Here is a 22,686-nt window from a genome sequence, read left to right as displayed (position 1 = left end):
CGAATACCGTGCCCGACGACCTGACCGCCCCGACCTCGTCCGCCGATCGCTCCACCACGAGGGACGTGCGGACCGCCCGTCTCGTCGCCATCGTCACCGGCCTACTGGGCGCGATCCTCGCGATCGCGACACCCTTCCTGCCGGTGAAGCAGGACGCGGCATCGGTGAGCTGGCCGCAGAACGGCAGCCTCACGAGCGTCGAGGCGCCGCTGGTCTCGTACACCCCGCAGCAGTTGCACGTGAGCATCCCGTGCAGCGCTGTCGGGCAGCTGACCGAGAGCGGCGGGGCGCTCGTCGCCACCGCGCCGCCCCAGGCGGGCCGCGCCGAAGCCGACGGCCTCGTCATCAAGGTGGATGCGGCGTCGAGCACCGAACCCGCACGCCTGCGCGCGATCCTGCGTGACACCGCACTGCTGTCGGTGCCGGTCGACGACCTGCAGGGCTGCACCGAGATCGTCGTGACCTCCGACCCGCAAGGCACCACCGCCGCCGTCGCCGGCCTGCCCGACGAACAGACGACCACCGTCGACGGCGACGTCCGGCCGCAGATGGTCGGCATCTTCTCCGACCTGCAGGGCACCCCGCCGGCCGGCCTGGACGTCCGCGCCGACATCGACTCCCGGTTCTCGTCGAGCCCCACCCTGATCAAGCTGGTCGCGATGATCGGCGCCGTGCTCGCGACACTGGTCTCGCTCGTGGCGCTGCACCGACTCGACGGCGTCGACGGCCGCCGCGCCCGCCGCTTCCTGCCGGCGCGCTGGTGGAAGTTCACCGGCATCGACGGGGTCGTCATCGGCGGGCTGCTGCTGTGGCACGTCGTGGGCGCCAACACGTCCGACGACGGCTACCTGCTCAACATGGCCCGCGTCTCCGAGAACGCCGGCTACATGGCCAACTACTTCCGCTGGTTCGGCGTCCCCGAGGCGCCGTTCGGCTGGTACTACGACGTGCTGGTGCTGTTCACGAAGGTGAGCACCGCGAGCATGTGGATGCGACTGCCCGCACTGATCGCCGGGATCCTCTGCTGGTTGATCATCAGCCGCGAGGTGATCCCGCGACTGGGTCGCGCGGTGCGCACCAACTCGACCGCCATCTGGACCGCCGGCCTGGTCTTCCTGGCGTTCTGGCTGCCGTTCAACAACGGCCTGCGCCCCGAACCGATCATCGCGCTCGGCGCACTGCTCACGTGGTGCTCGATCGAACGCGCCATCGCCACCGGACGCCTGCTGCCCGCCGCCGTCGCGGTGCTGATCGCGGCGTTCTCGCTCGCCGCCGGCCCGTCCGGACTGATCGCGCTCGCCGCCCTCATCGCCGGATCCCGGCCGATCGTGCAGACGCTCCTGAAGCGAGGCCGGAAGGTCGGCATCGCCGGGCAGGTCGCGCCGATCCTGGCGTCCGGCACCGTCGTGCTCGTCGCGGTGTTCGCCGACCAGACCCTCGCGTCGGTCCTCGAGGCCACCCGTGTCCGCACCGCCGTCGGGCCCAACGTGCCGTGGTTCGACGAGCGCCTGCGCTGGGACGCGCTGCTCAACGTCTCCCCCGACGGCTCGCTGGCCCGCCGCTTCGGCGTCTTCGTCATGCTGCTGTGCCTGGTGGTGTGCGTGATGATGGTGCTGCGCCGCGGGGGCCGCATCCCCGGCACCGCCGTCGGGCCGTCCCGCCGCATCCTCGGCATCATCTTCGCGTCGCTGCTGCTGATGAGCTTCACGCCCACCAAGTGGACGCACCACTTCGGCGTGTACGCGGGTCTCGCCGGCTCCGTCGCCGCGCTCGCCGCCGTCGCGGTCGCCGGCGCGAGCCTGCGCTCCAAGCGCAACCGGACCCTGTTCGCCGCGGCCGTGCTGTTCATCCTGGCGCTGTCGTTCACCGGCTCCAACGGCTGGTGGTACGTCTCGAGCTACGGCGTGCCGTGGTGGGACAAGCCGCCGTCCATCGGCGGGAAGGGCTTCTCCACCGCGCTGCTGGGCCTGACGGTCCTCGCGCTGCTGCTGGCCGCCTGGTACCACATCCGCGGGGCGTCCGGGAAGGACGAGGCGAACGGCAACGGCAACGGCGGCCGACTCGCCCGGGTCCGGCGCTGGTCGCCCGCACCGCTGACCCTGGCCGCCGCCGCGGTGGTGCTCTTCGAGATGCTCTCGCTCCTCAAGGGCGCCGTCGCGCAGTACCCGTCGTACTCGATCGCCCACTCCAACCTGAAGTCCGTGACCGGCGACTCGTGCGCGCTCGCCGACTACGTCCTCGTCGAGGACGACACGAACGCATCGCTGCTGAAGCTCCTGTCCCCGACCACTGATCCCGCCGGTGCGGGCGCGTTCGGCGCCACCGAATCGACCGGTTTCACGGCGAACGGTGTGGCCCGCGACCTCACCGCCGACAAGGAGAACGTCGCGGCCGGAGGCGCGAACAGCGTCGACAGCGGCACCGACTCCGACACCCAGACCACCACCGGCACCGGTGCCGGCACGGGCGGCGGCACCGAGACCACCGCGGGCGTCAACGGCAGCAGCGTGTCCCTGCCCTTCGGCCTCGACCCGGCGACCACACCGGTGCTCGGCAGCTACCAGTCCGGGGTCCAGCAGAAGTCCGACCTCGTCACCGGCTGGTACGGGCTGCCCGAGCGCAGCGACGACGCCCCGATCCTCACGATCGCGGCCGCCGGACGCATCCACTCCGTCGACCCCGACGGCGTCGTCACCGACGGCCAGCTGCTCGACGTCGAATACGGCACCCGCACCGCCGACGGCGGCATCGACGTCCTCGGACGCGTCGCCCCGATCGACATCGGTCCGGCGCCGTCGTGGCGGAACCTGCGGGTGCCGCTCGACCAGCTGCCCGCCGAGGCGAACGCCGTCCGGCTCGTCGCCTCCGACACCGGGCTCGCACCCGACCAGTGGCTCGCCATCACCCCGCCGCGGGTGCCGCACATGCAGACACTGCAGACCGTCGTCGGAAGCACCGCCCCGGTGCTGCTCGACTGGTCGGTGGGCCTGGCGTTCCCCTGCCAACGACCGTTCGCCCACCACGACGGCGTCGCCGAGGTGCCCGAGTACCGGATCCTGCCGGACCGCGTCGGCGCCCAGGCGACCAACGCGTGGCAGGACGCGATCGGTGGCGGCCCGCTCGGCTGGACGCATCTGTTGGTGAACGCGCAGACCATCCCGACGTATCTCGACCAGGACTGGCGGCGCGACTGGGGTTCCCTGGAACGGTTCACCCCGATCGTCCCGTCGGCGCAGGCCGCCGACATCGATGTGGAGCAAACGACCCGCTCAGGGCTGTGGTCGCCCGGTCCGATCCGCAACACGCCGCCCGCGTGACCTGCCTGTGAAGTACCTGAGAGGGATCGGGCTCATTTAGGTAACGGAAACATCTCGCCTACCATCGACAAACGTGCCAGACGTTGTGACAGCCCCCGCGCCCGGTCCCGAAGCCAGCGCTCCGCCCCCGGCTTCCCGTGCCCGAAACGCGGATGTCCGCAACGCTCGGCTGATCGCCGTCGTGACCGGCCTCCTCGGTGTCCTGCTCGCGCTGGCGACACCGTTCCTGCCGGTCACCCAGACCGCGGCGACGGTGTCGTGGCCCGACGGCCCGGTCGCGTCGAACATCGAAGCGCCGCTGATGTCGCAGGTGCCGGTGTCGCTGTCGGCGACGATCCCGTGCCGCGCCGTCGCCGAGCTGCCCGACGCGGGCGGCATCCTGCTGGCCACCGCGCCCCCGCAGGGTGAGAAGGCTGCGGTCAACGCGATGTTCGTGCGCGTCTCCTCCGAGACCGTCGACATCCTCGACCGCAACGTCATCGTCGCGACCGCGCCGCGCTCCGACGTCGAATCCGGGTGCACCGAGATCCGCATCGCCTCCGACGTCACCGGGACCACCGCCGAGTTCGTGGGCCTCACCGACGACGACGGCAAGCCGGTCACCGGCGAGCTGCTCCACGACTACCGCCCGCAGGTCGTCGGCATCTTCACCGACCTCGACGGCCAGTCGGTCCCCGGCCTGAGCTTCACGATGGACATCGACTCGCGGTTCTCGTCGAGCCCGACGCTGATCAAGCTCGTCGCGATGCTCGGCGCCGTCCTCGCGACCGCCGTCTCGCTGGTCGCACTGCACCGCCTCGACAGCGTCGACGGCCGCCACTCCCGCCGCTTCCTGCCCGCCCGGTGGTGGAAGCTGACCGGCGTCGACGGCGTCGTCGTCGGCACCCTCGTCGGCTGGCACTTCTTCGGCGCCAACACCGCCGACGACGGCTACCTGCTCACCATGGCCCGCGCATCCGAGCACTCGGGCTACATGGCCAACTACTTCCGCTGGTTCGGTGTCCCCGAGGCGCCGTTCGGCTGGTACTACGACGTCCTCGCCGCGATGGCGAAGATCTCCACCGCGAGCCCGTGGATGCGTCTGCCCGCACTGCTCGCCGCCGTCCTGTGCTGGATGGTCATCAGCCGCGAAGTGGTCCCGCGCCTCGGTCGCGCGGTGCGCACCAACTCCGTCGCCCTGTGGACCGGCGGCCTCGTGTTCCTCGCGTTCTGGCTGCCCTACAACAACGGCCTGCGCCCCGAACCGATCGTCGCCGTCGGTGCACTGCTCACGTGGTGCTCGATCGAACGCGCCATCGCCACCGCCCGCCTCCTGCCCGCCGCGATCGCCGCGCTGATCGGCGCGTTCACTCTCGCCGCCGCCCCGACCGGCCTGATGTGTATCGCCGCGCTGCTCGCCGGCATCCGCCCCATCACCCGAATCATCGTCCGACGCCGCCACCGGATCGGCACACTGTCGCAGCTGCTGCCCCTGGCGGCGGCCGGCATCCTGGTGCTGGTCGTGGTGTTCGCCGACCAGACCTGGGCGGCCGTGATGGAGGCCACGCGCGTCCGCACGATCATCGGACCGAACCTCGAATGGTTCCAGGACTACCAGCGCTACTACTTCCTGTTCGTGCAGACCACGGACGGCTCGCTGGCCCGCCGCTTCGCGTTCCTGACGATGCTGCTGTGCCTGTTCACGGTGCTGTTCGTGTTCCTGCGCCGCAAGCGGATCCCCGGCGTCGCCGCCGGACCGTCGTGGCGCCTGATGGGCATCGTGTTCGGAACGATCTTCTTCATGATGTTCAACCCCACGAAGTGGACCCACCACTTCGGGGCGTACGCGGGCATCGCCGGATCCCTCGCCGCGCTGACCGCCGTCGTCGTGTCGGCGAGTGCGCTGCGATCGCGGCGCAACCGCACCATGTTCCTCGCCGGCCTGCTGTTCGTGCTCGCGCTGTCATTCTCCGGCATCAACGGGTACTGGTACGTCTCGAGCTACGGCGTGCCGTGGTTCGACAAGACGGTGCAGTTCAACGGACGCGAATCCTCCACCCTGTTCCTGGTGCTGTTCGGCCTCGCCGTGGCACTGATCGCGTGGCAGTACCTGCGTGAGGGCTACGCTCCCCCGCCCGAGAAACCCACCAGCCCCAAGGGCCGGCGGATCCGCAAGTTCGCGGCCGCCCCGCTGACCGTCATCGCCGGACTCATGGTGCTGTTCGAGGTGCTCTCGCTACTCAAGGGTGCGGTGTCGCAGTACCCGGCGTACTCGCTGGGCCGCTCCAACATCGAGGCGCTCGCCGGCAAGACGTGCGGCCTCGCCGACGACGTGCTCGTGGAACAGGACCCCAACGCGGGCGCCCTGCGCCCGATCGTCGACCGGGCCAACCCGCTGGCCGACCCCAACGATCCGCTCGCCGGCAGCAAGCCCGTCGGCTTCACCCCCAACGGTGTGCCGGACGACCTCACCGCCGACTACGTCGAAGTCAAGGCCGGCATGGGCAACACCGACAGCCAGAGCATCGGGCCCACCTTCGAGACCGGAGGCGGATCCGGCACCACCGGCGGCGTCGGCGCCCTCGGCGTCAACGGCAGCACCGTCAAACTGCCGTTCGGGCTCGACCCCGCCCGCACCCCGATCCTCGGCAGCTACCAGGACGGCGTCCAGCAGCAGGCATCCGTCGTCTCCAGCTGGTACCAGCTGCCCGAACGCAGCGACGACTCCCCGCTCGTGGTGATCTCCGCCGCCGGCCGCATCTGGTCCGTCGACCAGATCACCGGACAGACCAACTACGGACAGCCGCTCAACCTCGAGTACGGCAAGCGTCAGCCCGACGGCACCGTCGACATCCAGGGCACCTACGTCCCCCGCGACATCGGCCCCGCGCCGTCGTGGCGGAACCTGCGGATCCCGCTCGACGAACTGCCCGCCGACACCGACGTCGTCCGGATCAACGCGTCCGACCCCAACCTGACCGGCGACCAGTGGTTCGCGTTCACGCCGCCGCGCGTGCCCAAGCTCGAATCGCTCAGCAGCGTCGTCGGCACCGCACAGCCCGTCCTGCTGGACTGGGCCGTCGGACTGCAGTTCCCGTGCCAGCGTCCGTTCGACCACCTCAACGGTGTCGCCGAGATGCCGAACTACCGGATCCTGCCCGACCGGCCCCTCGCCGTCAGCTCCACCGACACGTGGCAGTCCCTCGAGAACGGCGGACCCCTCGGCTGGACCGAGATGCTCGCCGGCGCCACCACCGTCCCGACGTACCTGAACAACGACTGGGGCCGCGACTGGGGCTCCATCGAGCGGTACGACCGGCACTACCCCAACGCCGCAACGGCAACCGTCGACACCGAGCAGATCAACCGCTCGGGCTTCTGGTCCCCGGGGACGCTGAGGGTGTACGAGCCGTAGGGCCTGTCGGCCTGTCGGCCTGTTGGCCTGTCGGCCTGTTGGCCTGTTGGCCTGTTGGCCTGTTGGCCGAATGTCACATGCGTTCAGTTCGATTGAACGTATGTGACATTCGGCCATTAAGAGGGTTGTGGATAACCACATTGCTTATCCACAGAGGCGCCAAGGAGCCGTGAACTCGCTCGACCAGCCGCAATCATGACCTCCATGAGACGAGGATCGTGGGGCGACGACGGCGCGGCAGGACTCCACCACCTGAGCGTCAACGGGATCGTCCGAACCGCAACACTCCTCGAGCAGGGCGTCACGCGCGGGGCCATCTCAGGGCGATGTCGCCGCGGAGGACCCTGGCAGCGCGTGCTGCCCGGTGTCGTAGCACTCCAGAGCGGTTCCCTGAGCACCCTCCAACGCAACACCGCAGCGCTGCTGTACGGCGGCGATGGCGCCGTGCTCTCCGGCCACGCGGCACTCGGGGCCCACGGATACGACCAGTCCGCGAGCAAAGGCGACGTCCTGCTGCTCATTCCGTCGACGAAGCACCGGCGCGACTTCTCGTTCGTCACGGTCGAACGGACGTGGCGAATGCCTGACCATCTCACTCGAGGCACCCTGCGCATCGCTCCGATCGCCCGCAGCCTGCTCGACGCGGCACGACGCACATCGCTGCCCGACGCCTGCCGGGCGCTGCTCACCGGCGCAGTACAGCGCGGGGACGTTGACGTCGACCAACTCGCCGAAGAACTCGACAATGGAAGCTGCCGTGGCAGCGCACTGCCCCGGCGAGTTGTCCGTGAACTGTCCGACGATGCTCATTCGGTCGCGGAGATCGCTGCGCAGCAGCTCTACGCGACGACCACGCTGCCACTGATGGTGCACAACAAGGACATCATCGGCGCCGACGGCACCTGGCTCGCACGCCCCGACGGGTGGATCGACGACCTCGCCGTCGCTTGGGAAATCGACTCTCTCAAACACCATTTCAGCGCGCAGGCACACGAGGCGACGATGCTCCGGCGCGCCCGGATGCAGCGGCACGGGATCATCGTCGTGACGCACCTACCGAAGCAGATCCAACGCGATCCGAGCACCGTCATCGCGGATCTCGTGATCGCGTGTGAGCAGGCGTCGGCCCGTGAACGGCCGAATGTCACATACGTTCAATCGAAGTGAACGTATGTGACATTCGGCCAACAGCAGGGAAAGCGATCAGAACGGCAGCAAGTGGTGCTTGCGCGGGTTCTTGAACACCGTCTTGTCGCGGAGCAGGGTGAGTGCCTTGCGGATCTCGAGGCGGGTGGTCGACGGCTCGATGACGGCGTCGATGTAGCCGCGCTCGGCCGCGATGTACGGCGTCGCGACATGCTCGTTGTAGAAGTTGATGAGCTGCGCGCGCACGGCGGGGGCGTTGTCGCCGGCGGCCTCGATCTGCTTGCGGCCGATGAGGTTGACCGCGCCCTCGGCACCCATGACCGCGATGCGGGCGGTAGGCCAGGCCAGGTTGACGTCGGCGCCGAGCTGCTTGGAGCCCATCACCGCGTAAGCGCCGCCGTACGCCTTACGAACCACGACAGTGACCTTCGGGACGGTCGCCTCGACGTACGCGAACAGGAAGCGACCGCCACGCTTGATGACGCCGACCTTCTCCTGCTCCACACCGACCAGGAAGCCCGGAGTGTCGACGACGAACACCAGCGGAATGTCGTACGCGTTGCAGACCCGCACGAAGTGCGCGCCCTTGTCCGACGCCGCGGCGTCGAGCGCACCAGACAGCTGCATCGGCTGGTTCGCGACGACGCCGACCGGGCGGCCGTCGACTCGTGCGAAGCCGGTGATGAGGTTCTGCGCAGACTGGCTGCGGACCTCGAGGAACTCGCCGTCGTCGAAGATCTTGATGAGGATGTCGTGCATGTCGTAGCCGGCGTTGTCGGCGTCGGGCATGAACGCGTCGAGCGACAGATCGTCCTCGGTGATCTCCGGCTCGAGGCCCGGGTTGATGATCGGAGGCTTCTCGGTGCAGCTCGACGGCATGTAGCTCAGGTACTCGCGCGCGTACTCGAACGCGGCCTTCTCGTCGGCCGCGACGTGATGGATGTTGCCGTACTCGGCCTGGTGGCGGGCGCCACCCAGCTCGTCGAGGCTGACGTCCTCGCCGGTGACCGACTTGATGACGTCCGGACCGGTGACGAACATGTACGACTCTTCGGTCGCGATCACGATGTCGGTGTTGATCGGTGCGTACACCGCACCGCCGGCGCACTTGCCGAGGATGATCGAGATCTGCGGGCACATGCCCGACAGCGGCTCCTGGCGACGACCCATCTCGGCATACCACGCGAGCGACGTCACCGCGTCCTGGATGCGCGCGCCCGCGGATTCGTTGATGCCGACGACGGGGCAGCCGATCTTGATGGCGAAGTCGTTGACGGCGGCGACCTTGCGGCCGAAGATCTCGCCTGCGGCACCGCCGAAGACGGTCTGGTCGTGCGCGAACACCGCGACCGGACGCCCGTCGACCAGGCCGTGGCCGGTGACGACACCGTCGCCGTACGGGTTGGACGCGTCACCGGGCTGGCGGGCCAGCTGGCCCATCTCGACGAACGTGCCCGGGTCGAGGAGCATGTCGATGCGCTCGCGCGGCGTCGGCAGGCCCTTGTCCTTGCGCTTCTGGATCGCTTTGGGGTTACCCGGGGCCTTCGACAGCTCGAGCTTTTCGTGCAGTTCCGCAAGTTTTTCTGCGGTGGTGGTGCTCACTCAGTTGCTCCGCTTCTCGATCTCGGCCAGCTTGTTCGACAGGTCCGCGCCGACCTTGGAGATGTAGGGCTCGTCGACGATCTGGATGTGGTCGCCACCGATGTAGACGACCTCCAGGTTCTCCGCCACCTCGCCCCAGCCGCCGTCGGGCTGACGCGTCCCGAACGACGGCTCGAGGTTGATCGCGTCGTCGTGGTACTTGTCCGCCATGTACAGCACGACGTCGCCGTCGTACTGCTGCGGGTCCGCCGTCTGGATGGCCCGGTTGTCGAGCCACGACGTGCGCTGGTGTTCGATGATGCCGCCGGGGATCTTGGCGCCGCTCAGCTTCAGCAGATCCATGAGGATCCCGATCTGCTCCTCGTCGCTGCCAGCCTCCGCGAGGCGATCGAACGGCAGCGGCGCGTCGACGCCGTACGTCTTCTTCGCGAACGCCGCGTAGCGCTGCCAGCGGGCCCGGATCTCGTCGGGGGTGTCCTCGACCTTCTCGCCGGCCATGACGGTGTCGATCAGTCCGACGATCCGGACGTCGGCACCCTGCTCGCGCAGCTGACGGGCGACCGCGTAGGCGAGCACGCCACCGAGCGACCAGCCGGCCAACACGTACGGGCCGTCACCCTGGATCTCGCGCAGCAGCGGCACGTAGGCCGCGGCGCGCTCGTCGATCGGGCCCTCGACCCGCTCCAGGCCGAACATCGGGGTATCCGCGGGCAGACGCTTGAGCAGCGGCTCGTACGCCACCGTCGAACCACCCGCCGGATGGAACACGAACACCGGCACCGCATCCGAACCCTCGGCGCGAGGACGCAACGTGCGCACCAGACCGTCGATCTTCAGACCGTCCTCGAGATGCTGACGCACCGTCTCGGCCAACTGCTCGATGGTCTCGGCGTCGAGGACGTCGTCGACGGTGATCTCGCCACCGGACCGCTCGCTCAGACGGGCCGCCAACTTCTCGGCAGACTCGTCGTCCAGGATCGGCAACGTCGCGAAGATGCTCTTCGCCGACTTGCCCGTCACCACCGCCCACGACGCGAACGTCAGACGCTCGGCCGCATCACGCGGCGGCACATCGACATCGCCGGACCCGGCAGGCGCCTCGATTACCGCGGCCTCGGGAACCTCCGGCGCTTCAGCTTCGGTCGTGTCGCCCTCGGTTGCGGCAGCCTCGCGCTCGGCCTGCTGCTGCGCGGCCAGGGCCGCGACCTCCTCGCGGTTCTCGACCGCGTAGTGCAGGTACTTCGCGACGTCCTGCATGCTCGCGTCCTTGACGGCCGCGAGCTGTAACTGCGGAATGTCGAACTCGTACTCGACCCGGTTCTTGATCCGCACCGCCATCAGCGAGTCCAGACCCAGCTCGACCAGCGGAATCTCCGCAGGCAGATCCTCCGGCGCGTAACCCATCGACTCCGCGACGATGATCGTCAACCGATCCTCGAGGGACTGCGAGCTACTCGGATCCCACCGGTCACCGAACGTCTCGACAACCTCGCCCTGCACCTGGTCCGACACGGTGGTCGGGGCAGCGACGGCAGCGAGGGCGGGCTCCGGCAGTGCCTCGCCCGAAGACACGACGGCGTCGTAGACCAGCGCGAACGCGTTGCCGGCCTTGCCATGCACCTGCACCGACGCGCCACCGAGGTGCGGCACCAGCGTCGTGGTCAGGGTTCCGGTCGACGGCACGTCACCGTGCGCGACGGCGCCCGTGAGCGCGACGTCGGTGAACAGCTGCGACGCGGCGGCGGTGACCAGGGCGTTCAGGTCCGAGACCGCGGACGCCTGCACCTCCCACGCGTGCCGGCCGTCGGGCAGCGCGACATGCGCGCCGGGGACCCGGGTGTTGCCGGCCGACGACACCCGCGCGTCGATCCAGTGCCGCTTGCGCAGGAACGCGGTGCGCGGCAGGTCGGCGTAGTCGCCGGCGGGCAGCAGCGACGGCAGATCCACCGCATGCCCGTGGACGTACAGCTGCGCGAGGGCGGTGAGCACGCCGAGCGGCTCGTCCTCCTTGCGCTTGAGCGTCTGGATCAGCTGCGTGTCGGCGACACCGGCAGCCCACGCGGTGGCCGCGACGGACATCAGCGTCACCGGGTTGGGCGCGAGCTCGACGAACGTGGTGTGTCCGGCGTCGACCGCGGCCTTGACGGCGTTGGTGAAGTACACGCTGTGCCGCAGACCCTTGGTCCAGTACTCCACCGGATGGATCGGGGCGTGCCCGGCCGGGTAGAAGGTGTCCTGGTCGACCGACGAGTACTGGCCGACCTTCAGCGTGTGCGGCTCGATACCGGCCAACTCGGCCGCGAGCTCACCGAGCAGCGGATCGACCTGCGACGTGTGGCTGGCGCCCTTGGTCTTGAGGACCCGGGCCATCTTCTCCTCGGCCTCGGCGCGCGCGACGATCGCGTTCACCTCGGGCTCGGGGCCACCGATCACGGTGTGGGTCGGCGCCGCGTACACGCACACCTCGAGATGCGGGAAGTCCGGCAGGACCTTCTCGATCTCGTCGGCCGTGTACTCGACCAGCGCCATCAGGCGGATGTCGTCGCCCTCGAGCAGCCCCTCGGCCTCGCCCATCAGGCGCGAACGCGAGCAGATCACGCGGACGGCGTCCTCGAGCGACAGGCCGCCCGAGACGAACGCGGCGGCGGCCTCGCCCATCGAGTGGCCGACGAGTGCGGCCGGGTCGGCGCCGTGGTGGCGCAGCGTCTGCGCCAGACCCACCTGGATCGCGAAGATGCCGACCTGCGACGTCTCGACGTCGTAGTCGACCGAGTCGTCGAGGAACTTCTCCTTCATGGAGTAGCCGGCCTCGTCCTCGATCAGCGCGTCCACCTCGTCGATCGCGGCCGCGAAGACCGCGTTCTCGAGGTACAGCTGCTTGGCCATCTTGCGGTGCTGCGAGCCGAAGCCCGAGAACACCCAGACCGGGCCCTTCGACGCGGGCGCGTCGGCGGACAGCACACCCGGCGCGGGCTTGCCGGCGGCGACGGCGCGCAGGCCGGTGACGGCCTCGGCGCGGGTCTTGGCGATGACGACGGCACGGGAGCGGCCGTGGCTGCGCTTGGCGAGGGTGCGCGCGACGTCGGCGAGCGGCGTGCGGCTGCCCTCCTCCGTCTCGAGCCAGTTCGCGAGGTCCTCCGCGGCGCGGCGACGGCGGGACGGCAGGGACGCCGACACCGCGAGCACGACCGCCGTCTCGGTGGCATCGGACAGGCCCACCGACTCGGCGGCCTCCGCGAGCATCCGCTCGGCCTCGGCCTCGATGGTGGTGTTCTCGTGGTCGAGGTCGACGGGAGCCGCATCGGCGTCGGCGACCGCGGCGGGACCGGTGTACTCGCGGACCACGACGTGCGCGTTGGTGCCACCGAAACCGAAACCGGACACGCCCGCGACGGCCTTGCCGGTGTACCGCGGCCACGCGGTGGCCTCCGGAATCACCTGCAGGTGCGCCTTGTCGAACTGGATGTACGGGTTGGGGCCCGCGTAGTTGAGCGACGCCGGGATGACGTCCTCACGCATCGCGAGCACAACCTTGATCAGGCCCGCGGCGCCCGCGGCGGCCTCGAGGTGACCGAAGTTGGTCTTGGCCGAGCCGAGCAGCGCCGGCTTGTCGTCGTCGCGCCCCCGCCCGACGACGCGGCCCAGGGCATCCGCCTCGATCGGGTCGCCGAGGATGGTGCCGGTGCCGTGCGCCTCGATGTAGTCGACGCCGGTCGGGGCGATCCCCGCATCGTGGTACGCGTGTCGCAGGCAGTCGGCCTGCGCGTCCGGGTTGGGCGCCAGCAGGCCGTTGGAGCGGCCGTCCTGGTTGACGGCGGTGCCCGCGATGACCGCGAGGATCGAATCGCCGTCACGCTCGGCGTCCTCGAGACGCTTGAGCACGACGACGCCGCCACCCTCAGCGCGGACGATGCCGTTCGCGTCCGACGAGAACGCCTTGATCTTGCCGTCCGCGGTGAGGATGCCGCCCTCGTCGAAGCCGAGGGTCGCGGGCGGCGCGAGCAGCATGTTGACGCCACCGGCCAGCGCGATCTCCGACTCACCGGAACGCAGGCTGCGCACCGCCTGATGGACGGCGACCAGCGACGACGAGCACGCGGTGTCGAGCGCCACCGACGGGCCACGGAAGTCGTAGAAGTACGAGACACGGTTCGCGACGATCGCGGTGGACGTGCCGGTGAGCGCATACGGGTGCGCCGACACCGGATCGCTCACCGCGAGCAACTGGTAGTCGTTGGCCGACGAGCCGAGGAACACACCGACCTCGCGGCCCTTGAGCGCGCTCGCCGGAATGTGCGCGTGCTCGAGCGCCTCCCACGTCAGCTCCAGCGCGAGGCGCTGCTGCGGGTCGACGTTCTGGACCTCGAGCGGCGACATCGCGAAGAACTCCGCGTCGAAGCCCTGCACGTCGTCGAGATAGCCGCCCTTGGTGGCGGCCTTCTCCACGGCCGCCGCCACGTACGGATCGGCCATGAACTCTGCCCAGCGGCCCTCCGGCAGATCGGTGACCGCGTCGCGGCCCTCGATCAGCAGCTTCCACATCTCCTGCGGGGTGTGCCCGGCGCCCGGGAACCGCGTCGCCAAACCGACGATCGCGATGTCGTGGGACTGCCCGGCGGGGAAGCCACCGCGATAGTACGAGGCGTCCTCGGCCTCCGCGGGCAGCTCCGGCTCGCCCTCGATGATGCGGGTGGCCAACGAGGCGATGGTCGGATGCTGGTAGACGATCGTCGCGGAGAGCGTGACACCCACGAGATCCTCGATCTCGCCCGACAGCGCGACCGCGTCGCGGGAGGAGAGCCCGAACTCCTCCAGCGGTCGATCGTCGGATATCGAAGCGACCGGTTGCCCGGTGGCCTCCGCGATCCACTTACGCAGCCATTCGCGCAGCTGCGCGACCGTCATCTCGTGTTCAGCCATCAAATCACCAAGCTACCCATCAGGAAAGGACTAGTCGGAAACGCTATCGGGGAAAGCGGTCTGGGCGTGACCGCCACGCAGCGTTCCCTCGATGTAGCTCGCCTTGCAGGCCCGGCGCGCCAGCTTGCCGCTGGACGTACGCGGAATCGAACCGGCCGGCACCAGCAGCACGTCACGCGCGGTGACGCCGTGACGCGACGAAATGGCGGCACGGACCGCGTCGGCGACGGGCTGCGGATCGGCCTTGCCGGCACCCGGCGCCCGTTCCGCGACGATGACCAGCTGCTCGGACGCGTCGTCCTGGTCGAACTCCAGACCCGAGTGGGAGTTCTCGAACACGACCGCCGGAAGCTGGTTGGCCGGCACGGCGAACGCGGCGACGAAGCCGGGGCGCAGAGCAGCGCTGGCCTCCTGCGCCGAGTACTCGAGGTCCTGCGGGTAGTGGTTGCGACCGTCGACGATCACCAGGTCCTTGACGCGACCGGTGATGTACAGCTCGCCGTCGACGAAGACGCCGTAGTCGCCGGTGCGCAGCCAGTTGGCGTCGTCGGGCGCGCCCGCAGCGTGCGTGTTCTCCGGCAACCGCTCGAGCAGCTTGTTGTGGAAGGTCTCGGCAGTCTCCTGCTCACGACCCCAGTAGCCCTGGCCGATGTTGTCGCCGTGCAGCCAGATCTCGCCGACGTAGCCGTCGGGGCGCTCGGACGCGGTGTCGGGATCGACGATCGTGGCCCACTGGCTGCGCGAGATGGCACCGCACGCCACCTGCGCGACAGCGCCCGGAGCGTCCTGGTCGACCTGGACCATGCGGCCGTTGTTGAGCGCGTCGCGGTCGACGTACATGACCTTGGCCTCGTCCGACGGATGCGTCGTGGACACGAACAGCGTGGCCTCCGCCATGCCGTACGACGGCTTGATCGCCGTCTTGGGCAGGCCGTACGGCGCGAACGCCTCGTTGAACTTGCGCATCGACGACACCGTGACCGGCTCGCTGCCGTTGATCAGGCCGATGACGTTGCTCAGGTCGAGGTGCTCGCCGTCCTTCGGCAGACCGCGCACCGCGGCGTGCTCGAACGCGAAGTTCGGCGCAGCCGCGTACGTGCCGGCACCGTCGGCGATCGCCGCGAGTTCCTTGATCCAGCGGTACGGACGCGCCACGAACGCGCGGGGGCTCATGATCGTGATGTACTGCCCGCCCAGCGCAGGCAGGATCACGGTCAGCAGGCCCATGTCGTGGTAGAGCGGCAGCCACGTGACGCCACGCGAGTGCTCACTGAGCCCGAGGGAGTCGACCATCTGCAGCACGTTGGTGGCGACACCACGGTGCGTGATCTCGACGCCCGCGGGGGTGCGGGTGGAGCCGGACGTGTACTGCAGGTACGCGATGTCGTCGAGACCGACGTCCGGGCGGACCCACGTGTCGCCGACGCTGTCCGGGATCGCATCGACGGCGATGATCCGGGGGCGCTTCGCGGCGGGCAGCGCGCGGAAGAACTGGCGCACACCTGCAGCGGACGACGTCGCGGTGAGGATCGCGGCCGGCTCGCAGTCGCCGAGGACCGCGTGCAGTCGGTCGGTGTGGCCGGGCTCGTCCGGGTCGAACAGCGGGACCGCGATACGGCCGGCATGGATCGCCGCGAAGAACGAGATGACGTAGTCGAGGCCCTGCGGAGCGAGGATCGCGACGCGGTCACCGAATTCGGTGACCTGCTGCAATCGCGCCGCCACAGCGCGTAGACGCAGACCGAACTGACCCCACGTCAGCTCGTGGGCCTCACCGTCACGCTCACGCGAGTAGTCGACGTACCGGTACACCAGTTCGCCCGCATTGTTGCGCGTGTGCTCGTCGACATAGTCGATCAGCGTGTGACCCGGCGTGAGCCGGATGTGGCCCTGTTCGTCGAGGTAGTCGTCGAACATTGCGTTCATTCCTTCTCCTGTCGAAGCGATCACACAACCATCAACCGACATGATTGCGCCCCAGACTTCCTTCGCCGCGCGGATTCAATTGCTTCTCACTGCTTGGTCGGTGCCGGCCTGCTACTTGTCGCCGCTCGTGGCTACCCTGTTCAGTGGTAGTCACTCGCGACTTTCGGGACGTAGACGACATGCCTACGAGTCACTCCATCGACTCGAAACCAGCAACATGTTACAGATGTGCATCGATCTATTCGCCTCGGAGCAATGGGATCACCGGCGCGAAAGCTTCCATCTGAGTCGGGAACACACCCACATATGACATCGACGTCTTCTCGCGTACGTTACGGATCTGATCCGCGATCTCGTCGTACGACCCGATCGCCAGGTACGGCGAGTTCAGGATCTCCTCGACCGACAATTTGACGTCTACCTCGATGTTCGGGGGGAATCCCTGATCGAGGGCCGCCAGTGCCATCTCCGCCGCCTGCTCACGGTCATCCGTGATGAGGATCATCGTGATGGTCCAGTTCAGCTCGATGTCGTCGAAGCGATCACCCGCGGCGTCCCGGATCCGCTCGACGCGGGCGATGGTGTTCTCCATCGTGATGCCCGACAGCAGCAGCCGGCCCTCCGCATTGGTCGGGGTGGCCACGGAGATGATGTCGGCGTACTTGGCCGCCAGCGCCAGCATCTTCGGTCCACCGCCACCGACCGCGATCGGCGGGCGCGGGCCCTGTCGCGGGCGCGGGCTGCCCTTGAGACCACTGATCCGGTAGTGCTCGCCCTCGAAGTTGCACTCCTGGCCACGCAGCAGCGTGTCCAGAATCTGCAGGGACTCTTCGAGTTTCGCAATTCGGACACCCGGGCGTTCGTACTCGATGCCGCCCTTGTCGAACTCTTCCTTCATCCACCCGGCACCGATACCGAGCTCGAGGCGACCACCCGACAGGACGTCGATGGTGGCCGCGTCCTTCGCGAGGACCGCGGGATGACGGAAGCCGTTGGCGAGGACAGCCGTGCCCAGCCGGATCTTGTCCGTGGCGATCGAGAGCGCGCCGAGCGCGGCGATCGGTCCGACCTGGTTGCCCAGATGGTCCGGGATCATGAAGCTGTCGTAGCCCAGTTCCTCGGCCTTCTGCGCCAGCTTGACGAATCGACGGGCACCGCCTTCCTCGGCGTTCCCCTCGCCACCGGCCGCGAACCGGAACTTACGCGGCACTCGGATACCCGAGTCGTCGGTGGAACTCATCAAAGCCTTCTTCCTCACTTCACGCACGCGAGCATGGTTGGGCCCGTCGGGCACCAACCCATCAGCATAGGGACCCACCCCTACGACCCGTGATCGGGCCGCGAGCACGGACACTACCGCGCAACTGACCGCCAGGTAGCCACTTCCGCCGACTCGGTGCGACTCGGTGCGCCCGGGCGCGAACCGCTACTCGTGCGCAGGCGTCGGAGCCGCTTCGATCTTCTCGGTCGCCCAGTTCGTGATCCACTGCGTCGCGGTGGTCCCGTTTCCGTCGACGACGAACGAGTTGTACAGCGCGTGAACAGGATTGTTGTAGTACTCGCCGAGACGCGACGCACTGCTGAGCCAGTTTCCGACCTTGAGCGCTTCGGCAGGGGCATCGCAGATTCCGTCGCTGGGCGCGCAGATCTGCAACGCCCGGTCCGAGAGCGCGCCGAACCCGCCGGGCCGCGGGCCGGTCATCGTGATGCCGGGGAGTTTGAGCCCGGAAAGCGCCAGTTCGGCGCCGACACCGGCGACCGGCGGCCCGACGGTGGGTGCCGCCGCCGGATCCCGCCGGCCGTCCGCGATGAGGCCGACGCCCAGCACCAGGTCCGCGGGCACCGGCCCGTCGCCGGCCCCGATCCGCGCCGCGACGTCGCCCGCGATGACCGCGCCCTGCGAGAAGCCCGCCAGCACGTACGTCGTGAGCGGGCATCCGGCGTACCGGCGCTCCATGACGTCGATGGTGGCCTCGGTACCTGCGGCCCGGGAATTGTTGTACGACTCCTGACCGTCCGGCGGGAGCGCGATCGGATTGGAGAACTGCGCGACGTACGGGACGGTGTACACGTCGGCACGCTGCGGAGAGAAGCTCTCCTGCAGCGGCCGGGTGACGTTGAGCATGAGCGACGCGGGATTCGCGGTCGGGTTGTGCGGGTCGTCGCCGATACTCGACTCCCACGTACCCGGAACCGAGATCACCTGGACATCCGGGCAGTCGGCCGGTTGCGCGCTGGGCGGCGTCGGCCCCGGAGGCGTCGGCGGTACCGGCGAGGGCACGCGCCCCGCCAGCAGATACCAGATCGCCAACAGCACGAGGACCAGCACGAGGAGCGCCGCCACGATGGCGACGATCCCGAAGCGCCTACGTCCCCGATTCTTCCCCGACTTACGCGTCCCGCGTCCGCTCACAGTCATCGATTGCTACTTGCTGCAGTACTCGGCCTGCGCGACACGGATGTAGACCTGGGCGTTCTTCCCGGCCTGCTCCGGTGTCAGCTCCTGACCGGCCGCGCTCGCCTCACTGCCGACGGCGGCGGTGACGAACGTGGCGATCTCCGCGTCCGAGCTGCCCTGCTCGCCGGCAGCACAGATGTAGTCGGCCGTCGAGACCGCGATGAAGCCGTCGGAGGCGGGCGTGATGCCCTCCTTCTTCAGCCCGTTGAGGAAGGCCTCTCCGCGCGGGGAGATCGGCACCTCGGTCGGGCCGGGGAAGCCGCTCGGCACTGCCTGCGGCTCCTCGACCGGCTGGGTGGCACCGCCGCCCGATCCCTGTGCGGGAGTCTGCTCCGGAGCCGCCGGGGCCGCCGACGCGCCGCCACCGGAGGGCGCCTTGGACGTGGTGGACGCCGCCGCCGTCGTGGTGGTGGGGCTGCCCGTCGCCGTCGTGTCGTCGTCGCCACAGGCGACCAGCAGGCTGCCGGCAGCGAGCGTCATAGCGCCGACGGCCACAGTGCGGGCCAGCGCGGAACGAGTGCGTAAGAAGTGCATATCAGTCCTTGCGTTGACTTGGGTCGTATCGGTGTACGTACCGGTACAGACTCTTGAAACAGGCTACAGATGCGGCACGGGCGGTGACCGGATCGTCTGATCCGGTCACCGCCCGCACGTGGTCAGCTACAGGTCAGCGGATCGCTGCCTTGCCGTCCTTGATGGTGATGACACCATGCTGGAAGTTCTGCTCGACACCACCCGGGATGTCTCGCTGGTCACCGATCGGGAAGCCGAGACGGCCGTTCTCGTAGTTCTCGCCCTTCCAGGCGTCGAAGATCGGGCCGTTCTTGACCGACCATGCGCCGCTGGCGGGGCTCCAGTAGATGTTGCCGTTCTGGAACCGGTTGAAGCGACCGCCGTCCTTGACGGGAACCTCGTTGGTCAGCGGCAGGCCGAGCCAGCCGTTCTCCCAGTTCAGTTCGCCGTACTTCTTCATGATCAGGCCCTGAACCGCGTTCGCTCCGGTCTGCGGGGTCCAGTAGACGGCACCGCCCTCGAAGCTCTGGATCAGGCCTTCCTTGCCCGGGATCTTGACCGCGTCGTCAGTCGGGTAGCCCAGTCCACCGGTCTCCCAGCCCAGCTTGGACCAGGTGTCCCGGATCGGACCGCTCACCGCGTGCGCGCCGGTCTGCGGCGTCCAGTAGACCGAACCGTTCTGGAAATGGTTCAGACGCCCGCGGCCGTCGGCCAGCACGATCTCGGGGGTCGTCGGCATTCCGAGGTCACCGGCCGGTCCGCCGGCACCCTGGTACGCACCACCGATGCGTCCCGCGACCGGGTATGTACCGCTACCCGAGTGGAAGATCCGACCGAAGCGGTAGTCCTGCGCCACACCGCCGGGCACGGAGTACTCACCGGTGAGGCAGTCGCCGATCCACTTGTTGCCGTTCGCGACCGGCGCGATGGCACCGCTCGGACCGCAGGCCGGCTTGTCGACCTCGACGCCGAGCGAGTTGGCGAGCTGCGGCCACAGCTGGTGCAGCTCGAACTCCCAGTACGGCCACGAATGCGTGCCCGACGGACGGTAGTTCACGGTTGCGGGGATGTTCAGCTTGCGCAGCTTGGTCGTGAACGTCTGCGACGTGAGGCGCGACAGGATCTCGAGACCCATGCCCGCGTAGTTGGTGCTGATGCCCGGGATGCCGGACGGCTGGTCGTAGGGACCCGTCGTTCCGCTACCGCTGGAGATGTAGAGGCTGACGCCCTTGAGCTTGTCGGCCAGCAGGTACGGATCGTGCGCGGCCCACGCGTCGTTGGTGGGGTTGCCCCACATCGCGTCGGCGTCGAATCCGCCGGCGTCGTTGATCGCGTACGAGATGGCCTGCGGCATACCGAGCGTCGTGGTCGTCAGGATGCCCGACAACGAACCGGCGAACTTGAAGAAGCCCTGGTTGCGCGCCGAGAGCATCATCGCGGACGTGCCGCCCATCGACAGGCCGACGACACCACGCGTCTGCGTGGTCCGCCACTGGCCCTCGAGGATCGGCGGGAGTTCCTTGGTGAGGAACGTCTCCCACTGGTAGTTGTGACCGTTGTTCTGGTCGAGCCAGTCGGCGTAGAAGCTGGAGTTGCCGCCGATCGGCAGCACCACGTTGACGTTCTTGTCAGCGAAGAACGCCTCGGCGTCGGTGTCGAGCGTCCAGCCGTTCTCGTCGTCGCGCGCACGCATGCCGTCGAGCATGAAGACGGCGGGGAACTTGGCGTCCGGCTTGGCATTCCAGTCCCGTGCGAGCAGCAGCTGCACCTGGATCGGGACGCCCATCGACGGCGAATTGACCCACACCGCGACCCGACGATCCGTGAGCCAGTCGACGCGCTGGACGGTGCCCGGCACCCCGGACTGCATGGTCGAGGGCGCCTCGGGGGAGCCGATCGACTGGGCGACAGCGGTGCCACCCGACGTCAGGCCCGCCGCGATCGGCAGCACGAGCGCGGCCGCGGCGAAGCCGAGCGCCCGCTTGCGCCAACCTCCCCCGGCTCCTTCGCGGCGCTGTGGCCGCTCGAGACCTAATCGCATCGGGACAACTCTCCTTCGTCGTGGCGGACGCCCCCAACTGGGCCAGAACATCGCTTCCTTACTACACGGAAGGACCTTCGAAGTGGGGTTGCCGCGCTGGTGGGATAGTGAATTTGTCGTTACAGAATGCGACATGCCATCCCCCGCGCCCGAGGGCGTGGAGGATGGCATGTCGGTTCAGGTCATGGTTGCGGTCACCGAGCGCCGAGCGCGTCGAGGATCTGACCGCGGGCCTTCCACAGTTCGTCCGACCAGTAGCCCCATGCGTGGGTGCCGTTCGCCGGGAAGCTGTAGGTGGCCGGGATCTTCAGCGTGGCCAGGCGCAGCTGGAACGCGCGGGTGTTCGCCAGCGACAGCGCCTCGAGGCCCATCGCATTCGCCGCGTTGTAGTAGTCGATGGCCTTGCGCGGCTTGTCGTACTTGCCGGGCAGACCGCTCGCCGCCGAGATGTACATCGACAGGCCCTCGAGCTTCGGCGCGAACACGAACGGGTCGTTGCGCAGCCAGTTGGGGCTCCACGGCGGGCCCCACATCGAGTCGACGTTGAAGCGGCCGGCGTCGAGCATTGCGACGCGGATCGCCTCACGCATGCCGGGCGCCGAGATGTGCAGGTACCCGGAGAGCGACCCGGCGAACTTGAACTGGTCCCGGTGGTACGCGGCCAGCGTCAGTGCGGCCGAGCCACCCATCGACAGTCCGAGGACGGCGTTGTTGCTGCGCGAGACACCGCGGGTCGCGAGGTAGGCCGGAAGTTCCTTGGTCAGGAACGTCTCCCACTTGTAGGTGATCTGCTGCCCGTTGAAGTTGCTGGGCGCGTACCAGTCCGTGTAGAAGCTGGACTGGCCGCCGACCGGCATCACCAGGGTGACGTCGTCGAGGCGGAACTGGTCGAGTGCGTTGGTCTCGAAGGTCCACGCGTTGGCGTCATCACGAGCACGAAGACCGTCGAGCAGGTAGAGAGCGGCGTCGCCACCACGGGCGGCCCACTGGACCTGCACCTTGACCGGCCCCATCGACGAAGGCACCGAGAGCTCTTCGTATCCGCCCGCGGGAGCAACGGCGCGCGCCGGAGCGGCAGTTGCGACTGCACCGCCCGCGATTCCGGCCGCGAGAGGCAGCACCAGGGCGGCAGCACCGAGCGCCATCACCCGCTGCTTGAAGCGCCGGGTCAACCTTTGTCGATCAAAACGCATGGATACTGCTCTCTCTTCGTCTTCGTCTGCGGCGCCCCGCTCAGGAGAGTGGGCACCGTCGGATTCCGTCGGGAAACAAGGCATTTACCGGCCCGCTTTCGACAAGGCCGGTAGCGGACCTCATCCAAGTCACACTGCGCTCGGTGGACTTTATGTCACGGTTTGCGTTGACACAA

The 22,686-nt window shown here is 68.6% G+C and carries 11 protein-coding genes; 3 read left to right on the top strand and 8 right to left on the bottom strand.

The features are described from left to right. Positions 1-8: 8 nt before the first annotated feature. The 3 genes from J2X34_RS26340 to J2X34_RS26330 all read left to right on the top strand — a co-directional run bounded on the left by J2X34_RS26340 (position 9) and on the right by J2X34_RS26330 (position 7,878). Positions 9-3,317: an arabinosyltransferase domain-containing protein gene (locus J2X34_RS26340; RefSeq protein WP_429520161.1), complete on the top strand. Its 3,309-nt coding sequence runs from the start codon at positions 9-11 to the stop codon at positions 3,315-3,317. A 73-nt stretch (positions 3,318-3,390) separates the two neighbouring features. Further along, entirely contained in the window at positions 3,391-6,711 is a 3,321-nt protein-coding gene (locus tag J2X34_RS26335; RefSeq protein ID WP_429520160.1) for an arabinosyltransferase domain-containing protein, read from the top strand. 204 nt (positions 6,712-6,915) lie between these two features. Further along, positions 6,916-7,878 (top strand): hypothetical protein, encoded by a 963-nt coding sequence (locus J2X34_RS26330; RefSeq protein ID WP_429520159.1) that lies wholly within the window; start codon positions 6,916-6,918, stop codon positions 7,876-7,878. 36 nt (positions 7,879-7,914) lie between these two features. Here J2X34_RS26330 and J2X34_RS26325 read toward each other — a convergent pair whose 3' ends face one another. From J2X34_RS26325 to J2X34_RS26290, 8 genes are all read right to left on the bottom strand, one after another. Next, the gene (locus J2X34_RS26325; RefSeq protein WP_174907490.1) at positions 7,915-9,459 is read right to left on the bottom strand and encodes an acyl-CoA carboxylase subunit beta; all 1,545 of its coding nucleotides are present in this window, start codon (positions 9,457-9,459) and stop codon (positions 7,915-7,917) included. Then, positions 9,460-14,364, bottom strand: coding sequence for a polyketide synthase Pks13 (gene pks13, locus J2X34_RS26320; protein ID WP_429520165.1), 4,905 nt, complete (start codon positions 14,362-14,364; stop codon positions 9,460-9,462). 45 nt (positions 14,365-14,409) lie between these two features. Then, positions 14,410-16,305 carry a long-chain-fatty-acid--AMP ligase FadD32 gene (fadD32, locus tag J2X34_RS26315; protein WP_174907487.1) on the bottom strand — a complete coding sequence of 632 codons (1,896 nt, stop codon included), beginning with the start codon at positions 16,303-16,305 and terminating at the stop codon, positions 14,410-14,412. Positions 16,306-16,543: 238 nt separating this feature from the next. After that, on the bottom strand, positions 16,544-17,545 hold the full coding sequence (locus tag J2X34_RS26310; protein WP_114724117.1) for an LLM class F420-dependent oxidoreductase: 1,002 nt from the start codon (positions 17,543-17,545) through the stop codon (positions 16,544-16,546). A gap of 186 nt (positions 17,546-17,731) precedes the next feature. After that, entirely contained in the window at positions 17,732-18,724 is a 993-nt protein-coding gene (locus J2X34_RS26305) for a cutinase family protein (RefSeq protein ID WP_429520158.1), read from the bottom strand. Positions 18,725-18,730: 6 nt separating this feature from the next. Continuing rightward, a complete protein-coding gene (locus tag J2X34_RS26300; RefSeq protein WP_114724119.1) occupies positions 18,731-19,297 on the bottom strand; it encodes a DUF732 domain-containing protein in 567 nt (188 codons plus the stop codon). 133 nt (positions 19,298-19,430) lie between these two features. Next, a complete protein-coding gene (locus J2X34_RS26295) occupies positions 19,431-21,317 on the bottom strand; it encodes an alpha/beta hydrolase-fold protein (protein WP_114724120.1) in 1,887 nt (628 codons plus the stop codon). Positions 21,318-21,511: 194 nt separating this feature from the next. Beyond that, a complete protein-coding gene (locus J2X34_RS26290) occupies positions 21,512-22,510 on the bottom strand; it encodes an alpha/beta hydrolase (protein WP_114724121.1) in 999 nt (332 codons plus the stop codon). Positions 22,511-22,686: the final 176 nt, after the last annotated feature.

This window comes from Rhodococcus sp. BE178, assembly GCF_050433545.1.
GTDB lineage: Bacteria > Actinomycetota > Actinomycetes > Mycobacteriales > Mycobacteriaceae > Prescottella.
The sequence above is the reverse complement of the archived record's forward strand: the minus strand, read 5'-3'. Positions and strand labels throughout refer to the sequence as shown.

Excerpts from the sequence above, each read along its gene's own strand:
- J2X34_RS26295 (WP_114724120.1), bottom strand. The coding sequence starts at position 21,317 with ATGCGATTAGGTCTCGAGCGGCCACAGCGCCGCGAAGGAGCCGGGGGA.
- J2X34_RS26305 (WP_429520158.1), bottom strand. The coding sequence starts at position 18,724 with ATGACTGTGAGCGGACGCGGGACGCGTAAGTCGGGGAAGAATCGGGGA.
- J2X34_RS26310 (WP_114724117.1), bottom strand. The coding sequence starts at position 17,545 with ATGAGTTCCACCGACGACTCGGGTATCCGAGTGCCGCGTAAGTTCCGG.
- J2X34_RS26300 (WP_114724119.1), bottom strand. The coding sequence starts at position 19,297 with ATGCACTTCTTACGCACTCGTTCCGCGCTGGCCCGCACTGTGGCCGTC.
- J2X34_RS26290 (WP_114724121.1), bottom strand. The coding sequence starts at position 22,510 with ATGCGTTTTGATCGACAAAGGTTGACCCGGCGCTTCAAGCAGCGGGTG.
- fadD32 (WP_174907487.1), bottom strand. The coding sequence starts at position 16,305 with ATGAACGCAATGTTCGACGACTACCTCGACGAACAGGGCCACATCCGG.
- pks13 (WP_429520165.1), bottom strand. The coding sequence starts at position 14,364 with ATGACGGTCGCGCAGCTGCGCGAATGGCTGCGTAAGTGGATCGCGGAG.
- J2X34_RS26330 (WP_429520159.1), top strand. The coding sequence starts at position 6,916 with ATGAGACGAGGATCGTGGGGCGACGACGGCGCGGCAGGACTCCACCAC.